Genomic DNA, 18,771 nt, shown 5'->3' with positions numbered 1-18,771 from the left:
CCATGAATATTAAGCCAGAAGAAATAACTTCTATTATTAAAAAAGAAATAGAAAAATATGAAAAACAAATAAAAACAGTAGATTCTGGTACTATAATTCAAGTCGGAGATGGAGTTTCAAGAGTTTATGGATTAGATGATTGTATGGAAGGTGAATTACTAGAATTCCCAAATGATGTATATGGAATGGCTTTAAATCTAGAACAAGACAATGTCGGATGTGTTCTTTTAGGAAATGAAGAAGGTATAAAAGAAGGAGATATTGTTAAGGGTTCAGGAAAAATAGTTGAAGTTCCAGTAGGTGAAGCATTAATAGGTAGAGTTGTTAATTCATTAGGTGAAGAACTTGATGGAAAAGGCCCAATAAACACAAATCAAACTAGACCTATAGAAGTTAAAGCACCTAGCATTATAGAGAGAAGTTCTGTTAATGAACCATTGCAAACAGGAATCAAGGCTATAGATTCGATGATACCAATAGGTAAAGGACAAAGAGAACTTATAATAGGTGATAGACAAACAGGAAAGACAGCACTTGTTATAGATACTATATTAAATCAAAAAGGAAAAGATGTAATATGTATTTATGTAGCTATTGGACAAAAACAATCTACAGTTGCACATATAGTTAATACATTAACTGAAATGGGCGCTATGGATTACAGTATAATAGTAAGTTCAACAGCAGCAGATTCTGCTCCATTACAATATCTTGCGCCATATGCAGGATGTAGTATTGGTGAATACTTTATGAATCAAGGAAAAGATGTATTGATAGTTTATGATGATTTATCTAAGCACGCAGTAGCTTATAGAACAATGTCATTACTTCTTAGAAGACCACCAGGCAGAGAAGCTTATCCAGGAGATGTTTTCTATATACATTCAAGATTGCTTGAAAGAGCAGCTAAGTTGTCAGAAGAAAATGGTGGAGGATCATTAACAGCTCTTCCTATAATAGAAACACTAGCTGGAGATATAACAGCATACATCCCAACCAACGTAATATCAATTACAGATGGTCAAATATTCTTAGAATCTGATTTATTTAATTCTGGACAAAGACCGGCTGTTAATGCTGGTATATCAGTATCAAGAGTTGGTGGTAATGCTCAGATTAAAGCAATGAAGCAAGTAACAGGTACTTTAAGACTAGAACTTGCGCAATATAGAGAATTAGCAGCATTTGCGCAATTTGGATCAGATTTAGATAAAGATTCAAAGAAGAGACTTGAAAAAGGTAAGAGACTTGTTGAAATATTAAAGCAAGATCAATATATGCCTTTAGAAGTTGAGAAACAAGTTATTATATTATATACAGCAGTTAATGATTTCTTATCTGACATAAAAGTAGAAGATATAAAGAAATTCGAAAAAGAATTATTAGAATATGTAGATACTCATTATAGAGAATTAGGAAGACAAATTGCTGAAGAGAAAGTTTTAACAGATGAAATAAAAGCTAAATTAGAAGTAGCGATAGTTGAGTTTAAAAAGATATTTTTACAAGAAGCATAGCTTAGTTTTAAGCTATGCCCTTCTTTAGGAGGTAGAAAGTATGGGTTCAGCTGGACTTATAGAAATTAAACGAAGAATAAAGTCAGTAGAAAGTACAAGAAAAATAACTAATGCTATGGGACTTGTTGCCACTTCTAAGTTAAGAAAAACTAGAAAAGAATTATTTGTAAATAAAAAGTTTTTTGAAGAAACTGAAAAAATTATAGAAAAGCTTGCATCAACTATTTCAGAAGATGATGATAATATTTATTTTAAATCTAACAAAAGTAAGTATAAATTATACATTTTAGTATCATCAGATACAGGCTTATGTGGTAGTTATAATAATACCGTAGTATCTTACTTAGATAGTTTAGTTAGAGATGAAAAAGAAAACATAAAAGTAATTACTGTTGGAAGCAAAGGATTAAGTTATGTAAAAAGAATAGGTCTTGATACAATAGCTGATTATGTTGATATACCAGATATACCAACAGTAAAGGAAGTTAAAATTGTTTTTGAAAATGCTCTTAAAATGTATAAAGATGGAGAAGTTTCAGAAATTAATGTTGCGTACTTAGATTTTGTTTCTCCAGTAAAACAAGAACCAAAAGCAGAAAAACTTTTACCAATAGAAAAAATTACTAGTGTATCAGAAGAATTTATAACTGAACCTAATAGTGAAGAAGTTTTAACTAATGCATTAAACATTCATTTGAAAGGTAAGTTTAGAAACATTTTATTAAGTGCTAAATGTAGTGAACAAAGTTCAAGAATGACAGCTATGAATGGAGCTACTCAAAATGCAAATGATATATTAGACAATTTAAATCTAAAATACAACAGAATAAGACAACAAATTATTACCCAAGAAATATCAGAAATAGTTGGAGGAGCAGAAGCTCAAAAATAGTAAGGAGGTATTTTTATGCCTGGTAAGATTGGAAAAGTAGTTCAAGTAATTGGACCAGTAGTTGATATAAAGTTTGATTCAGATTCTCTTCCAAATTTATATAATGCAATTAGTATTGACATGGGAGAAAGAACATTAATTGCTGAGGTTGAGCAACATGTCGGTGATGATATAGTAAGAACCATTGCTATGGAAGCAACTGAAGGATTAAAAAGAGGGATGGATGCAGTTGATACAGAAAAAGCTATTTCTGTACCAGTAGGAGATCAAGTATTAGGAAGACTTTTTAATGTGTTAGGAAAGCCAATAGATAATGCAGGAAATGTAGAAGCTGAAGAAATTTATCCAATTCATAGACCAGCACCAAGCTTTAAAGATCAAGCCGTTGAACCAGAAATGTTTGAAACAGGTATCAAGGTTATAGATTTACTTGCACCATATCAAAGAGGTGGTAAAATAGGTCTTTTTGGTGGAGCAGGAGTTGGAAAAACAGTATTAATTCAAGAATTAATAAACAACATAGCTAAAGAACATGGTGGATTATCAGTATTTACTGGAGTTGGAGAAAGATCTAGAGAAGGTAATGATCTTTATCATGAAATGAAAGAATCAGGCGTTATAGACAAAACCGCATTAGTATTTGGTCAAATGAATGAACCACCTGGTGCTAGAATGAGAGTTGCATTAACAGGTTTAACTATGGCTGAATATTTTAGAGATAAAGGTCAAGATGTGTTATTATTTATAGATAATATATTTAGATTTACTCAAGCTGGATCAGAAGTTTCAGCATTACTTGGAAGAATACCATCAGCTGTTGGTTATCAACCAACATTAGCAACTGAAATGGGTGCACTTCAAGAGAGAATTACATCAACTAAAAACGGTTCTATAACATCTGTTCAAGCAGTTTATGTTCCTGCTGATGACTTAACAGATCCAGCACCAGCAACAACATTCTCACATCTAGACGCAACAACAGTTTTATCAAGAAGTATAGTTGAATTAGGAATATATCCAGCTGTAGATCCATTAGAATCTTCATCAAGAATATTAGATCCTAGACTTGTTGGTGAAGAACATTATAATGTAGCTACAAAGGTTAAAAACATACTTGAAAGATACAAAGAATTACAAGATATTATAGCTATATTAGGTGTGGATGAATTATCTGATGAAGATAAAGCTGTAGTTTCTAGAGCAAGAAAAGTACAAAGATTTTTATCACAACCATTTACAGTAGGTGAACAATTTACAGGAATGCCTGGAAAATATGTTTCTGTAAAAGAAACAATAAAAGGATTCAAAGAAATTTTAGAGGGTAAATATGACGATTTACCAGAATCAGCATTCTTATTCATTGGTTCAGTTGAAGAAGCTGTACAAAAAGCTAAAAGTTTAGCATAGGGAGATGATTAGTATGGCTGATACATTTTTATTAAAGATTGTTACCCCTGATAAGGACATATTTAATGGCAATATAAAAAGAATATTTTTAAGAAATAGTGTAGGAAGATTGGAAATATTAGCAAATCATGCTAATATGGTAACAAGTACGGTATCATCTATTGTAGAATTTACAGATGCTGAAGGAAAAGATAGAAAGATATTTGTTTCTAAAGGAATTGCAAGCATATTCAATAATGAAATGACAATTTTCAGTGAATCAGCTGAATTTTCTGATAATATTGATTTAAATAGAGCAGAAAAAGCGAAAGAAAGAGCTGAAAAAAGATTACTTGAAGGAAATAAATACGATAAAGAAAGAGCAGAATTAGCGTTATTAAGATCTGTTGAAAGAATAAACTTGAAAAAAATGAATTAAAAAGCTTGAGAGGAATATCCTCTTAAGCTTTTTTTAAGTTTTTATTTGGCACAAATTAGCGAAAGATTTATATATTGATACTATAAACTTAACTAGATAAATGGAATAAAAAATTAAATAGCTGTTCATAATTAAAAAATGAACAGGGGGTATAAATATGAAGTTTAAATATAGTTTATTTATGCTCATATTATTTTTATTTTTTAATATGGCAGTTATTTCAGCTAAGGACATCAATAATCAGTCTTTTTATAATTTAGAAAATAGCATAGTTAATGAAAGTAATTTTGAAGAAAATGGGTTAAAAGTACAATTTAAAACTAAGAAGAACATTAATTCAGAGCAAATATTTTTAAAAAAATATTTAATTGATGAATTGGATGGAAAATACACTAAAGTTGATGGCAGGAGTTTTAATGTTTCTAATGATGATGTTAAAGCTTGTATTAATTTATGGAAAATAGATAATTACACATATGTTGAAATAACCTTAATAAATACAAATTCTAAATACAATACAAAACATTTAGAAGAATTAGTAGAGAACATAAAAAAAACCAATGTAGAAGATGTGCAAATATTTTTATATTATAAAGGAAGAATAGATAATGATAAATCATTAAATGATTTTAATGGATTAACATCTCTTATGAATTTAAATATGTTGAGTATTAGCAATGGTTATACAGGAACTGGGATATCAAAATTAGGTGAAAAGATGAATTTTGCACTAATTAGCTATAATGACAAATCTTATATAATTATTGGAACACCTATAATATTTACAACATACTAGTACAATTGAAATAAATACACAATTTATTTTAATTGTTTAACAATTAATTATGGAGGATAATATGGAAAAAATAATAGTTAAAGGTGTAAAGAAACTAGACGGTGAAGTTGATATAAGCTGTGCTAAAAATTCGGTTTTACCAATAATTGCAGCGACTATATTATGTCCAGAAGATATTACTATAAACAACACACCTATGTTGGAAGATGTAGAAGTTATTTGTCAATTATTATCTCAATTAAATTGTGATATTAGTTTTTCAAAAATAAATGATAAATTAAAAATTAATACTAAAAATTTAAATCCTGTTGATGCTAATACTGATCTTATTAGAAAAATGCGAGCATCATTTTTGATAATGGGTCCTATGTTATCAAGATTTGGATATTGTAAATTATCATTGCCTGGTGGATGCAACATTGGAAGTAGACCTATAGATTTGCACTTAAAGGGATTCAAAGCTTTAGGCGCTGACATTAATATTGGTCATGGTTTCGTAGAAGTTAAAGCTAAAAACTTAGTAGGAAATAGAATATATTTAGACTTTCCATCAGTAGGTGCAACTGAAAATATTTTAACAGCATCAATATTAGCAAATGGAACAACTATAATAGAAAATGCAGCAGAAGAACCTGAAATAGAAGATTTAGCAAGATTTCTAAATAGTATGGGAGCTAATATAGAAGGTGCAGGGCAAGGAAAGATAACTATACATGGAGTAAAAAAATTAAAAGGAATAAATTATACTCCAATATACGATAGAATTGAAGCAGGAACATTTATGATAGCGGCAGGAATAACAAATAGTATTATAAAAATTAATGGAGTAAATGAAGATCATTTAAGGCCTGTTATAGAGAAACTAAAGGAATGTGGAATTAAATTTAATAAATTAAGCAATAATTCAATTATAGTAGATGGTACAGGAAAAAAAAGACCAGTTGATATAAAAACATTACCATACCCAGGCTTTCCAACTGATATGCAAGCTCAGATGATGAGCTTATTATGTTTAATTAAAGGAACAAGTATCATAACTGAAACTATATTTGAAAATAGATTTATGCATGTTACAGAATTATTAAGAATGGGAGCAAATATAAAAATTGATGGTAGAACTGCCATAATTGATGGCGCTCCTAAGCTAACTGGAGCTAAAGTAAAATCAACAGATTTAAGAGCAGGAGCTGCTATGATTTTAGCCGGATTAGCTGCAGAAGGAGAAACAGAAATAGGGGATATATATCATATAGATAGAGGATATGTTAATGTAGAAGAAAAGTTTAGGAAACTTGGTGCTGAAATCTATAGAATAGATGTATAAATAAAGGGTGAGAGTAAGTTCTTACCCTTTAAAATTATATTTTTACATATTTAATGGCTTAACATAATTGGGGATTTTGAGCATATATTTAGGTGTAGGGTATGGGAGGAAAGAGTTATGAGGAATAACAAGGTTAATAAAGACATAAAGTTAATAATACTAATAACATTAATAATACTTATAATATTAATATTATCCCCAATAGTTTTTTTAAAGTCTGATTTTAATATATTTAAGCCTTTTGACATTAATAACAGTGTAGTAAAAGAAACATATAAAATAGAGTTACCTAAAAATAAAAAGGTTAAACTATATAGGAAAGATAAAGACAAGATCGATGAAATAGATATAGAAGAATATATTATTGGAGTAGTTGCTAGTGAAATGCCAGCTAATTTTGATGAAGACGCATTAAAAGCACAAGCTGTAGCTGCAAGAACTTATTATATAAATAAACTCAATAATCCTTGTAAAGAAGCAAGTAAGAGTGAAGGTGAAATATGTGACACCACTCATTGTCAAGTATATATGGACAAGGATGAGAGAATGAAAAAGTGGAGTGAAAAAGAAGGTAATAAAAATTGGGACAAGATAAAAAAAGCAGTTAAAGATACAGAGGGGCAAGTGCTTGTTTATGATGGAAAAGTATTAGAGTATCCACAATTTTTTGCAATTAGCTCGGGAAAAACAGAAAGTGCTAAAGATGTATTTTCTAATGATATACCATATTTAAAATCCACAGATAGTACAGGAGAAGAAATTGCTCCTAAATATAAAAGTTTTATAGAAATTAATTTAAATGATTTCATAGATAAAATAAATAAAAATTATTCTAATTTAAATTTATCAAAAGATAATATAGGCTCTATTATGAATATAATTTCATATACAGAGGGTGGAGCTGTAAAGGAATTAAAGATAGGTGATCAAACTATAAAAGGAACTGAATTTAGAAACCTATTTAATTTAAATTCTACAAATTTTAGTTGGACAATAAAAGATAATATTATAAAAATAGATTGTACTGGATATGGACATGGAGTTGGAATGAGTCAGTGGGGAGCTAATGCTATGGCCAAAGATGGAAAAAAATATGATGAAATATTAACTCATTATTATGATGGAGTTGAAATAAGAAATATAACGTATAAATGATTTGAATTTATAGGAAATTGTTAATGAAAAATTAAATTATAGAAAAGCAAGCTGTATTATTAAAAATAAATAATACGGCTTGTTTTTTATTTTTCAATTTATATGAAAAAAAACGGTATTGATGTATTAATTCCTACAAAAGGGAAATAATGAAAAAAGGAGGTGTTAATATGGACAAAAATTTTAGACAAAGATTTAGAGACTTATTAAGAAAGGAGAGCTTTTATATTGCTTTATTTCTATGCCTTTGCGTTATGGCTGCTGTAGGAACTTATTCTTATAAAAGAATAAGTAACCAACATGAAGTTGCAAAGGTTCAACAACCAGAAAAAGAGCTAACTTTAAATATTAATGATAAAAGCGTTACAAATGAAATTCCAAATGCGGAGAGAGTAGATAATACTGCAAAAGAAGAAACTAAGGTAAATGAAAAAACTGCTTCTAAGGAAACTGCTAAAAGTGTTGCTTCAACAACAGTTAACTTATCAAATCCAATAGAGGGAAAAATAAGTAGAGGATATACTTATCCAGCACCAGTAAAAGTAGAAGATAATTTATACAGAACAATAAGAGGTGTAAATATAAGTTCTAAAATTGGAACAGAAGTTAAGGCAGCAGCAGATGGAGTTGTTGATGTTGTAGACAATGCAGGTGTTGAAGAGGGTACAGTAGTAGAAATTAAACATGCTAATGGATTAAAGACAAGGTATGGAAATCTTGATAAAAATGTTTCTGTAAAAACTGGAGATAAAGTTACAGCCAATCAAGTAATCGCTAAGGTTGGAGAAACAGCTAAATTATATGATAAAGAAACATTTGGTGAATACTTAAATTTACAAGTAATTAATCCAAATGGAGAACAAGTAAATCCAGAAAAATATCTTAAACTTAAATAAAAGTTTAAGTAAAAAATTCTTACTAAATGAATAACTCAATAATAATTATTGAGTTATTCTTAAAATATTATTTTAAGGAGGATATATATTTTGAAAGATTATATAGAAGAAAGAGTGTTAGAAGTTGCTAAGTACATTATAGATTCAAAAGCCACAATAAGAAAAACTGCAAAAGTTTTTGGGGTTAGTAAAAGTACTATTCACAAAGATATGACAGAAAGGTTGCCTAAAATAAATCCTATAATAGCAGAAGAAACTCATACAATATTAGAATTAAATAAAGCTGAACGTCATATTAGAGGTGGAAAAGCTACAAAAATGAAATATAAAGCTATTGAACGATAAGCATAATAGGTTTATAATATAGAATTAGTAGAAAAATGTTATTAATGGTAAGAATATGCGATTTAGGAGTGAATGATGAATGTGGTTTTGGAGAACTGGGACAGACCTTGGAATTGATTTAGGTACAGCTACTGTGCTAGTTTATGTAAAGGGCAAAGGTGTAATATTAAAAGAGCCATCTGTAGTAGCCATAAATAAAAATAACAATAAATTATTGGCTGTGGGTGAAGAAGCAAGAAGAATGATAGGTCGTACGCCTGGAAATATAGTTGCTGTTCGTCCATTGAGAGATGGGGTTATTTCAAATTATGATGTAACAGAAAGAATGTTAAAAGAATTTATAAGAAAAGCGTGCGGAAAGAGAAATATTACAGCGCCTACGGTTATGGTCTGTGTACCTTCTCAAGCTACAGAAGTTGAAAAAAGAGCTGTTATTGATGCAGCAAGAAATTCTGGAGCAAAAACAGTTCATTTAATTGAAGAGCCTTTAGCGGCAGCAATTGGTGCAGGTATTGATATAACAAAGCCTAATGGAAATATGGTTATAGATATAGGTGGAGGAACTTGTGATATAGCTGTTATTTCATTAGGTGGAATAGTTGAAAGATCTTCAATTAAAATTGCAGGAGACAAATTTACTGAAGCAATTATAAAATACGTAAGAAATAAATATAAAATAATGATTGGAGAAAAAACTGCTGAAGATTTAAAAATAGGCATAGGTTCAGCATTTAAAGGCTCTAGAAGTTTAACTGCTAAGATGAAGGGCAGAAATCTAGTAACAGGATTACCAGATGAATTAGAAATAAGTACAGAAGAAATTAGAGAAGCATTAGAAGAATCTGTTGAGTCCATAGTTGATGTGGTTAAGACAGTCTTAGAAAGAACTCCACCTGAATTAGCTGCTGATATAATAGAAAAAGGCATATTAATGACCGGTGGTGGTTCATTACTATATGGACTTGACAAGCTTATAGAGTTTAGAACAGGTGTTGAAGTAACTGTAGCTGAGAATGCTATTGAGTGCGTTGCTGAAGGCACAGGAGCAGTTTTGGGACAATTAGATAAGTTAGATAGTGAATTGAATTCTCAAGAAATAGTTCTTATTGAATAAAAAGAATAAAATCATCCCAAAACTTTTAAGTTTTGGGATGATTTTATTTTTTTAGATTATATGCATCGATTAAAGCTTTTGATATTAATTTAGCCATATCCATAACCAAAGAAAGTCTTATACTGTAAGAAGAAAATACTTCAGAATTATTAACATTATCAACAATACCAATTATTGAAGCTATGCCAACTTCAGGCAATTCTTTACCAACACCTTTTCCGGGATGTATGGCATAATCTCTAGTGTGAATTTCTCCAATAGCATCTTTATTACCAAGGCATGCATCTACTCCTATTATAGGAGAATCAGGATGTTTTTCGTATATTTCTTCTAGTTTATCATCTATATTTAAAGCGTGTATAGGACTTGAAAGTGTACCGTATACAGGTAATTCAAATGAGCTATCTTTTAAAATTGAGCCTACTAAAGGACCTAAACAATCACCAATACATTTATCAGTACCGATACAGACTATTATTGTTTCATTACTAAGATAATCTTTAATTGCTTCAGATATCTCAAAACAAGCATCTGATGATTTATAATTTACTTTGTGCTTAGTCAAATACAATACCCTCCCCTCTTAACATATATATATGATGGAGTTTAATAAAAAATGTTGCTTAAAGTATAAAAAAAAATAAAGTGGAAAATATTAGAATAAGAGGTGAGCAATAATGAAGAGGATTTTAACTATCACATTTATGTGTTTTGCATTGTTAATGAATATCTATTTAATATTTTATTGGCAACCTAAAGATGCTAAGGCAATAATTGCTAGAAATAATGATAGTGTAAGTGTATTATCATATTCAAAATCTATGTATACAGTTAATAAAAATAATATAATGAATATATTGTCTGAAGACGATAAAAAAGATTTAACGAGAATAGTATATAAATTGTCAACAAGTGATATAGGAAAAGTAGAGGAAGCATTTAATTTAGAAGATGAAAATGAGGGGTTAATAACGGCTTTTAAAGTTTTTGAAACAAGATTATCAACACAAGATTACAAAAAAATAAGAAATATTTTCTCTGAATTTATAGATATTGATTGTTTAGACTCAAATTTAATAAAATAATATAAGTTGTATATTAAAAAGAAGTATTATGTAGAAAAAAAGAGAAATGATTATATAATTTATTAAAATGGGTGTATATAAGACTTGAAATATAGTTGAATTGAATATATACTAGTCATTGTTGATTGGCAACAACTCAACAGAACAAAAAACAAATATTTTGGAGGAATTCCCGAGTGGCCAAAGGGGGCAGACTGTAAATCTGTTACGTTACGTTTCGATGGTTCGAATCCATCTTCCTCCACCAATTAATGGGCGCATAGCTCAGCTGGGAGAGCATCTGCCTTACAAGCAGAGGGTCACAGGTTCGAGCCCTGTTGTGCCCACCATTAATAAAAAAGTAAATAGATGCTGGCATGGCTCAACGGTAGAGCAGCTGACTTGTAATCAGCAGGTTGTAGGTTCGATTCCTATTGCCAGCTCCATAATGCGGAGGAATTCCCGAGTGGCCAAAGGGGGCAGACTGTAAATCTGTTACGTTACGTTTCGATGGTTCGAATCCATCTTCCTCCACCAAAGAGAATAAACATAGTTTATTCTCTTTTTTTCATAAAAATAGTTTGATATTGATCAAGGTATTTGATTTAATAGTAAAGTAAAAGATGAAAAACGTATTTGAATATAATTGAATTTTGATTTCTGAATTCAGTATATTAATAAAAAGAATTTTGAGGAAAAATGTTTATTAAAATAAATATTTTTTATTATTTAATAATTGTTATATTTATTATAAGAAAAGAAATTAATTATGATATATTATTACAATTAATGATTTAATAGTCTATTAATTTTAGAGGTTCACACAAAATTAGATGTTGACTAAGTAAACATCATATGCTAGAATACGTATGAAAATTAAATTAATGTTACTCTTATCGAGAGAGGTGGAGGGAAAGGGCCCTATGAAACCCGGCAACCTGTGTATACAAGGTGCCAATTCCTGTAGATAGATTATATCTACAAGATAAGAAAAGGATTATTGAATTAGTACTCTTCTTATCGAAGAGTTTTTTTATTCTTTAGGAAATTATAAAAATCTTAAATCTGTGAATAACTTTTAGAATACCATATTTTAAAGGTATGATGAGTAGCCCTAAAGATTAAGAAATATAATCAAGAAAATAAAAAATAGAATATAGTTACTTTATAGATTTCTCTTACATGAATTCAAAGTGCTTAGCTATTTTTTATATCAAGATCAAATATAAGTTTAAGAATTTATTATGATAAAGAGTAGAATGAAGGGAGAAAACAATGAGAAGATTATTTACATCAGAATCAGTTACAGAAGGGCATCCAGATAAAATGTGCGATCAAATTTCAGACGCTATTTTAGATGCTATTTTAACTAAAGATCCAAATGCAAGAGTTGCATGCGAAACATGTACTACTACAGGATTAGTTATGGTAATGGGAGAAATATCAACTAATTGTTATGTTGATATTCCTAAAGTTGTTAGAGAAACAGTTAGAGAAATTGGATATGATAGAGCTAAATATGGCTTTGATTGTGATACTTGTTCAGTTATGACTACTATAGATGAACAATCAGCAGATATAGCAATGGGAGTTGATGAAGCTCTTGAATCTAAAAAGGGTCAAAAAGATGAGGTAGAAGCAGTTGGTGCTGGAGATCAAGGTATGATGTTCGGTTTTGCTACCAATGAAACAGACGCATATATGCCACTACCAATTTATATGGCTCATAAATTATCTAGAAGACTTACAGAAGTAAGAAAAGATGGAACTTTAGATTATTTAAGACCAGATGGAAAAACACAAGTTACTGTTGAATATGAAAACAATAAGCCTAAGAGAATAGATACAATTGTTATATCTACTCAACATGGTGAAGAGGTATCATTAGAAGCAATAGAGAATGACATAAAGGAACATGTAATAAATGCAGTAGTTCCAGCTGAATTATTAGATTCAGAAACTAGATACTTTATAAATCCAACTGGAAGATTTGTTGTAGGAGGTCCTCAAGGGGATTCAGGCTTAACAGGAAGAAAAATAATAGTTGATACCTACGGTGGATATGGAAGACACGGTGGTGGAGCATTCTCAGGAAAAGATTCAACAAAGGTTGATAGATCAGCAGCTTATGCAGCAAGATGGGTAGCTAAAAACTTAGTTGCAGCAGGAATTGCAGACAAATTAGAAATACAATTAGCTTATGCTATTGGAGTTGCAAAACCAGTTTCTATTGAAATTGAAACTTTTGGAACAGGTAAAATGCCAGAAGATAAGATTGTTGAAATAGTAGAAAAAGTATTTGATTTAAGACCAGGTGCCATAATAAGAGATTTAGATTTAAGAAAACCTATCTTTAAGCAAACTGCTGCTTATGGACACTTTGGAAGAACTGATCTTGATTTACCATGGGAAAGATTAAATAAAGTTGAAGAAATAAAAAAATATATATAGAAATCTAATAGATTTTATATAATTTATAAAAACTTATCTTACTTATTAAGTATATTAATAGTAAGATAAGTTTTTTTATTTTGGCTATGTTTTAATAAAATTTTCATATATGCATAAGCGAAGCTAGATACAATTTAAAAAAGAGGGTTATTTACATACAATATGTTATTTTTAAAGATTATGTCGATACTATAGTTAATATGTATTTAAATTTTTATAAATGTATTATTCATAGTATAATATTATAAACATTATTTTTAATAAAAATTAGATTGATTGAGTTTTATAATGTTATTTTATATTAGATAAATAGCAACTTTATAATTTATAAAACGATTATATTTTAGAAAAATGTTAATATATGAAATCAGTAAGGTTCAATTACTCTATCTACTTTATTTACACATATATCAACATATATTTAAAGTAGAGACTATATAATAAATTTATTTTGATGATTTGGAGAGATTATATGGAAGTCATAGATGGCTTTGTTGAAAACATTGTATTTAAAAGTGAAGAAACAGGATATGTGGTTTGTAAGATAAGAACTGCTAAAAACTTAATAAGTGCAGTTGGAACTATTCCATTTATAAAAGAGGGGCAGAATGTAAAAATAAAAGGACATTGGACTATGCATAAACAGTTTGGACAGCAATTAGAAATATCTGAATTTGAAGAGATATTGCCAGACTCATTAGATGGAATAGAAAAATATTTAAGTGCAGGAATAATACATGGAATAGGTCCAGTTACAGCTAAAAAGATAATTGATAAGTTTGGGGAAGAAACTTTAGATATACTAGAAAATCATATAGAAAGATTAATGGAAATAGAAGGCATAGGAAAAAAGAAATTCATGATAATATATGAATCTTATATGGAACAGAATGGACTAAAGGAAGTTATACTACATTTTCATAAGTATGGATTAAGTAATAATCAATGTATGAAAATATATAAAAAATTTGGACCATCATCTAACCAAATAGTTTCAGAAAATCCTTATATATTATCTGAAGAGATAGTTGGAATTGGATTTAAAACAGCAGATAGAATTGCTATGAATCTTGGTATAAGTGATAATTCAGAGTTTAGAATAAAAAGTGGTATAAAGCATGCTTTAAATCAGTTTTGCTTATTAGGCAATACATATATGCCAAAAGAAAAGTTAATAGGAGATTGTGAAAAACTTTTATCTATTGAAAGAATATTAATAGAGGAGAGTGTATACTCAATAGCTGCTTCCAAAAATATAATATTAGAAAAATTGGGAGAAGAAGAAGCTGTATATTTGCTTCCTTACTATTATTGTGAACTAGGAGTTACTAATAAAATAATTACTTTGGGTATGCAAACAATACAAACTATTAATTCGGATTTGGATTTTGAAATAAATGTATTAGAAAAGGAATATAATATAAAATTTGCTACATCTCAAAGAGAGGCTATACTTGGAGCTTTTAATAATGGTATTGAAATAATAACAGGTGGTCCTGGTACAGGAAAAACTACTATAATTAAATGCATAATTGATATATATGAAAAAAACGGTATGGATGTAATATTAGGTGCACCAACCGGAAGAGCTGCAAAAAGAATGACAGAATCAACAGGTCGTGAAGCAAAGACTATACACAGATTATTAGAAATAGGTGTATCAGAAGATGACTCTGTTTTTGGGAAAAGTGAATCATCTCCATTAGATACGGATGTAATAATTATAGATGAAGCTTCTATGATAGATATAATGCTTATGCATAATTTGTTAAAAGCTGTCAACTTAGGTACTAGATTAATAATTGTTGGTGATGTGGATCAATTGCCATCAGTAGGAGCTGGAAATGTATTAAAAGATTTAATAGAGAGTGAGTATATTAAAGTTGTAAGACTAAATGAAATATTTAGACAAGGAACTGAAAGTTTAATAACAACTAATGCTCATAGAATAAATCAAGGTGAAGCACCACTATTAAATCAAAAGGATAAAGATTTTTTCTTTATTGGTGAAGAAAACTTAAACAAAACAGTCAGTGTTATCATAGATTTAATAAATAGGAGACTTCCAAGTTTCAATAAACAATGGGATAGATTTAGAGATATGCAAGTATTAAGTCCTATGAGAAAAGGTGTACTTGGAGTAAATAATTTAAATATAAATCTTCAAAAGGTATTTAATCCACCATCAAAAGATAAGAAAGAAAAGAAAATAAAAGAAATTATTTTTAGAGAAGGTGATAAAGTAATGCAAACTAAAAATAATTATTCTTTAAAATGGACTAGAATTAAAGGCGAGGGAGAATATGAAGGTGTTGGAGTATTTAATGGAGATTTAGGTTTTATACAAAGCATAGATGAAGAGAATAAGAGCTTTACTATAACATTTGATGATGAGAGAAAAGTTATATATGACTTTATGTATTTAGATGAATTAGATCTAGCATATGCTACTACGATACATAAAAGTCAAGGTAGTGAATTTAAAGTTGTAATAATTCCAGTATTTATGGGAAGTCCTTTTTTAATGAATAGGAATCTTTTATATACAGGTATAACTAGAGCAAAAGAACTTGTCGTAGTTGTTGGAGTGAAAAGAGCTTTAATTTATATGGTTGGAAATACAAATATCATGGAGAGATATTCCGGACTGAAATATAGAATTAAAGACATACTGACTAATGCAATAGAATAGCATAATATTATAATTTATAAAAGGAGATTTTTAGATGGGCAAATATAATCAGCTTAATTATGAAGAATTAAATTATGCAATAGATAAAATAGCTCATTGGTATAAAAAGAATATAAAATTTTTAAATATAATTACAGTTCCTTTTAATACATCTTATATATTTTCAGATATAATAAACGAAATTTCTATGCAAGGCGGAAAGATACTATATGTTTGGGGAAATAATAGAGAAAATAGAGAGTTATTAACTTTATTAAGAGAAGTTAACCTAGAGATAACTTATTCATATATAGAATGTGGTAAAGGGATAACTAATTTAACATTTATAAATGAAAAAAATTTAGGTCTTATTAGAGGCAAATATGATTTGATTATATTTGATGATATAGGTTATTTCTCAAATATTGATAATTTAAATATAAGAAATAAGATGGATATTTGTTCTATTTTAAGCAATAAAATAATATTTTATGGAATAGAGAAGATAAGCTTAAATGGAGAGTTTATTGAAATATTACCGTATAACTATGAAAAACCATTTGTTGAACCTAGAATATTAACAACAAGAATAAATTTAAACACTGATATACCTTATAATTTATATGAATATCTTAAATGGTTTGTAAGTATGGGAAAGAAAGTTGCTATTTATACTCCAGATAAAGAAAGGTTAAATTCAGTTTATGAATATTTTGAAACACAATTAATAATGAAAGGTGTAAAAGTTATAAAGGTATCTGAAGAAGAGGAATTTAAAAGATGTAGCAGAGTATTAAAATATAAAGATAAGGCCATATTTATAATAACAGATAAAATTAAGGAGTTGAGTGAATATTGTCTTGTTAATGATGCTGTTATCTTATTTGCTGATGATATTAGATATAATTATAAAAAATTCATGTACTTATGTGGCAAAATAGGACAAATCAATAAAGAGCTACCTGAAGTTTTATTAGTGTCTAATAGTATTTCAGAAGATATTGATAAAGCAAAAGAATTATCAAGAGAATTTAACAGAAAAATATGGGAAAAAACATCAAGAAAATAATAAAAATTATATATGAAAGTTTAGTTTCAATAATATATCCAATTGAAAATTATTGTATATTATGCAATCGAAATGACTATGCTGGAATATGTGATATTTGTAAGTCTAAAATTACATGTATTAAAAACAATGATAATGAGATAATAAGTTATGGGTATTATGGTGGAGTAATAAAAGAGCTTATACTTAAATTTAAGTATAAGAATAATTTTACAGCAGGGGATATCCTATCTGAATTTTTAGAAAAATATATTATCGATAATATAAATTATAAAGAATATATAATAACATATATACCTATGACTACTAAATCTCAAAAAAAGCGAGGTTTTAATCAATGTGAATATATTGCAAAAAAAATCGCTAGTTCATTAAATATAGAATGTAAAAAAATATTAATTAAAGTAAAAGATACAAAAGAACAAAAAATGTTAACTAAAAATGAAAGAAAAGAAAATATTAGTGGTTCCTTTGATATAATAAAGAAAATTGATTTAAATGATAAAAAAATAATACTCATTGATGATGTTACAACTACTGGGTTTACTATAAGAGAAGGATATAAAATATTAAAAAAATATGGAGCAAAAGAAATAAAACTATTGACCTTAGCGAAAAGTCATATATAATATTAATGTAAAGCTAGGTTTGTGGTTGAAAGTCGATGCTAGTCGCAGGCAAAACGATCCACTTAAGTTAGATAAAATGTCTAATGAGCATGGTGCGGTATAGAAGTGAGTCCTGCCATTCATGAAGAGTGAGAGGGTTAGTAGTGAGGAATTAATTTTTAGTAGCAAAAGCTCCAGCAGGCGAGTGTGGGGGCAAAAACCAGGTCAACTAGCTTTACTTTTTTTATACACTTATAAGTAATATTTTGTAATAAAAAGGAAAAAATAGAAACTAAGAATTTTCTGTGAATTCTGAATATTACTCTTGTTAACTATACAAAAAAGTAGTAGAATATAGTTAACAAAAAAATAAATTTTGTCTAAAAGGTTTTATACAGAGAGGGGCTGGATTTTTTATGAAAGTAATAGTTATAGCAAAGAATATTGAGTTAACTAATGCATTAAGAGAAATGGTCGAAAAGAAGATTTCCAAGTTAGGAAAGTATTTTAATTCTGATATAGAAGCCAAGGCTACTTTAAGCGTACAAAGAAATAGGCAAATAGTAGAAATTATGATACCTTTTAATGGAGTCGTATTAAGAGGCGAAGAAGCTAATGAGGACATGTATAGAGCTATAGATTTAGTTGAGGAAAAGTTAGAAAGACAAATCAGAAAACAAAAAACTAAATTATCTAGAAAAAAGAATGGATCATTAAAGTTTGGAGAAATAGTAGGATTATCTCCAGTTGCAGCTGATGAAGAAGAAGCCAAGCTAGTTAAAAGAAAGAGATTTGGTGTTAAGCCTATGGATATAGATGAAGCAATACTTCAAATGGAATTAGTAGGACATAGCTTCTTTGTTTATCAAGATGTAGAAAGCAATAAAATAAATGTAATATATAAACGAAAAGATGGAGATTATGGATTGTTAGATCCGGAATATAGATAAAGCTAAAATGTAAAAATCCTCTAGCTATGTGCTAGAGGATTTTTATTGTGTGCCCAGCATGGGCACGTACTAATCGGTGAAAGTCCGTAATGGG

17 protein-coding genes, 4 tRNA genes and 1 riboswitch are annotated in these 18,771 nt (G+C 28.8%); of the genes, 20 read left to right on the top strand and 1 reads right to left on the bottom strand.

Annotation, left to right across the window (positions count from 1 at the left end; translation table 11 throughout):
- Positions 1-2: 2 nt before the first annotated feature.
- From atpA to RYM86_RS15560, 10 genes are all read left to right on the top strand, one after another.
- Positions 3-1,517 carry a F0F1 ATP synthase subunit alpha gene (gene atpA / locus RYM86_RS15605; protein ID WP_315081640.1) on the top strand — a complete coding sequence of 505 codons (1,515 nt, stop codon included), beginning with the start codon at positions 3-5 and terminating at the stop codon, positions 1,515-1,517.
- A gap of 40 nt (positions 1,518-1,557) precedes the next feature.
- Positions 1,558-2,409 (top strand): ATP synthase F1 subunit gamma, encoded by an 852-nt coding sequence (atpG, locus tag RYM86_RS15600; protein WP_315081639.1) that lies wholly within the window; start codon positions 1,558-1,560, stop codon positions 2,407-2,409.
- A gap of 15 nt (positions 2,410-2,424) precedes the next feature.
- A complete protein-coding gene (gene atpD / locus RYM86_RS15595; protein WP_315081638.1) occupies positions 2,425-3,816 on the top strand; it encodes a F0F1 ATP synthase subunit beta in 1,392 nt (463 codons plus the stop codon).
- A gap of 13 nt (positions 3,817-3,829) precedes the next feature.
- The gene (gene atpC / locus RYM86_RS15590; protein ID WP_315081637.1) at positions 3,830-4,234 is read left to right on the top strand and encodes an ATP synthase F1 subunit epsilon; all 405 of its coding nucleotides are present in this window, start codon (positions 3,830-3,832) and stop codon (positions 4,232-4,234) included.
- A 157-nt stretch (positions 4,235-4,391) separates the two neighbouring features.
- Positions 4,392-5,030, top strand: coding sequence for a hypothetical protein (locus RYM86_RS15585; protein ID WP_315081636.1), 639 nt, complete (start codon positions 4,392-4,394; stop codon positions 5,028-5,030).
- A gap of 61 nt (positions 5,031-5,091) precedes the next feature.
- Positions 5,092-6,354 (top strand): UDP-N-acetylglucosamine 1-carboxyvinyltransferase, encoded by a 1,263-nt coding sequence (murA, locus tag RYM86_RS15580; protein WP_315081635.1) that lies wholly within the window; start codon positions 5,092-5,094, stop codon positions 6,352-6,354.
- Positions 6,355-6,471: 117 nt separating this feature from the next.
- Positions 6,472-7,509 carry a stage II sporulation protein D gene (gene spoIID, locus RYM86_RS15575; protein WP_315081634.1) on the top strand — a complete coding sequence of 346 codons (1,038 nt, stop codon included), beginning with the start codon at positions 6,472-6,474 and terminating at the stop codon, positions 7,507-7,509.
- A 170-nt stretch (positions 7,510-7,679) separates the two neighbouring features.
- Positions 7,680-8,405 carry a M23 family metallopeptidase gene (locus RYM86_RS15570; RefSeq protein WP_315081632.1) on the top strand — a complete coding sequence of 242 codons (726 nt, stop codon included), beginning with the start codon at positions 7,680-7,682 and terminating at the stop codon, positions 8,403-8,405.
- Between the two features lie 90 nt (positions 8,406-8,495).
- Positions 8,496-8,750: a sporulation transcriptional regulator SpoIIID gene (gene spoIIID, locus RYM86_RS15565; protein WP_012423010.1), complete on the top strand. Its 255-nt coding sequence runs from the start codon at positions 8,496-8,498 to the stop codon at positions 8,748-8,750.
- Between the two features lie 79 nt (positions 8,751-8,829).
- A complete protein-coding gene (locus RYM86_RS15560) occupies positions 8,830-9,864 on the top strand; it encodes a rod shape-determining protein (RefSeq protein WP_315081630.1) in 1,035 nt (344 codons plus the stop codon).
- 43 nt (positions 9,865-9,907) lie between these two features.
- Here the strand turns inward: RYM86_RS15560 and yyaC are convergent, their stop codons facing one another.
- Positions 9,908-10,429, bottom strand: a complete 522-nt coding sequence (yyaC, locus tag RYM86_RS15555; protein ID WP_315081629.1) for a spore protease YyaC — start codon at positions 10,427-10,429, stop codon at positions 9,908-9,910.
- A 112-nt stretch (positions 10,430-10,541) separates the two neighbouring features.
- On the opposite strand from yyaC, the gene RYM86_RS15550 reads away from it, so the two are divergent.
- The 10 genes from RYM86_RS15550 to hpf all read left to right on the top strand — a co-directional run bounded on the left by RYM86_RS15550 (position 10,542) and on the right by hpf (position 18,677).
- A complete protein-coding gene (locus RYM86_RS15550; protein WP_315081627.1) occupies positions 10,542-10,949 on the top strand; it encodes a hypothetical protein in 408 nt (135 codons plus the stop codon).
- Between the two features lie 162 nt (positions 10,950-11,111).
- Positions 11,112-11,196 (top strand) — tRNA-Tyr (locus RYM86_RS15545).
- A 6-nt stretch (positions 11,197-11,202) separates the two neighbouring features.
- Positions 11,203-11,278, top strand: a tRNA-Val gene (locus RYM86_RS15540).
- A 21-nt stretch (positions 11,279-11,299) separates the two neighbouring features.
- Positions 11,300-11,374 (top strand) — tRNA-Thr (locus RYM86_RS15535).
- Positions 11,375-11,380: 6 nt separating this feature from the next.
- Positions 11,381-11,465, top strand: a tRNA-Tyr gene (locus RYM86_RS15530).
- 353 nt (positions 11,466-11,818) lie between these two features.
- Positions 11,819-11,920: riboswitch (SAM riboswitch) on the top strand.
- A gap of 283 nt (positions 11,921-12,203) precedes the next feature.
- Positions 12,204-13,379, top strand: a complete 1,176-nt coding sequence (gene metK, locus RYM86_RS15525) for a methionine adenosyltransferase (protein ID WP_315081625.1) — start codon at positions 12,204-12,206, stop codon at positions 13,377-13,379.
- 472 nt (positions 13,380-13,851) lie between these two features.
- A complete protein-coding gene (locus tag RYM86_RS15520; protein WP_315081624.1) occupies positions 13,852-16,071 on the top strand; it encodes an ATP-dependent RecD-like DNA helicase in 2,220 nt (739 codons plus the stop codon).
- A gap of 34 nt (positions 16,072-16,105) precedes the next feature.
- Complete coding sequence (locus tag RYM86_RS15515) at positions 16,106-17,119, top strand: hypothetical protein (RefSeq protein ID WP_315081622.1); 1,014 nt, start codon at positions 16,106-16,108, stop codon at positions 17,117-17,119.
- Positions 17,095-17,748, top strand: coding sequence for a phosphoribosyltransferase family protein (locus tag RYM86_RS15510; protein WP_315081620.1), 654 nt, complete (start codon positions 17,095-17,097; stop codon positions 17,746-17,748). Before RYM86_RS15515 ends, RYM86_RS15510 begins: the two co-directional genes overlap by 25 nt.
- 395 nt (positions 17,749-18,143) lie before the next feature.
- Positions 18,144-18,677, top strand: coding sequence for a ribosome hibernation-promoting factor, HPF/YfiA family (gene hpf / locus RYM86_RS15505; RefSeq protein WP_315081619.1), 534 nt, complete (start codon positions 18,144-18,146; stop codon positions 18,675-18,677).
- Positions 18,678-18,771: the final 94 nt, after the last annotated feature.

This window comes from uncultured Clostridium sp. (assembly GCF_963527835.1).
Lineage (GTDB): Bacteria > Bacillota > Clostridia > Clostridiales > Clostridiaceae > Clostridium.
Note: the sequence above shows the minus strand (reverse complement) of the source record. Positions and strands in the feature narration are given on the sequence as shown.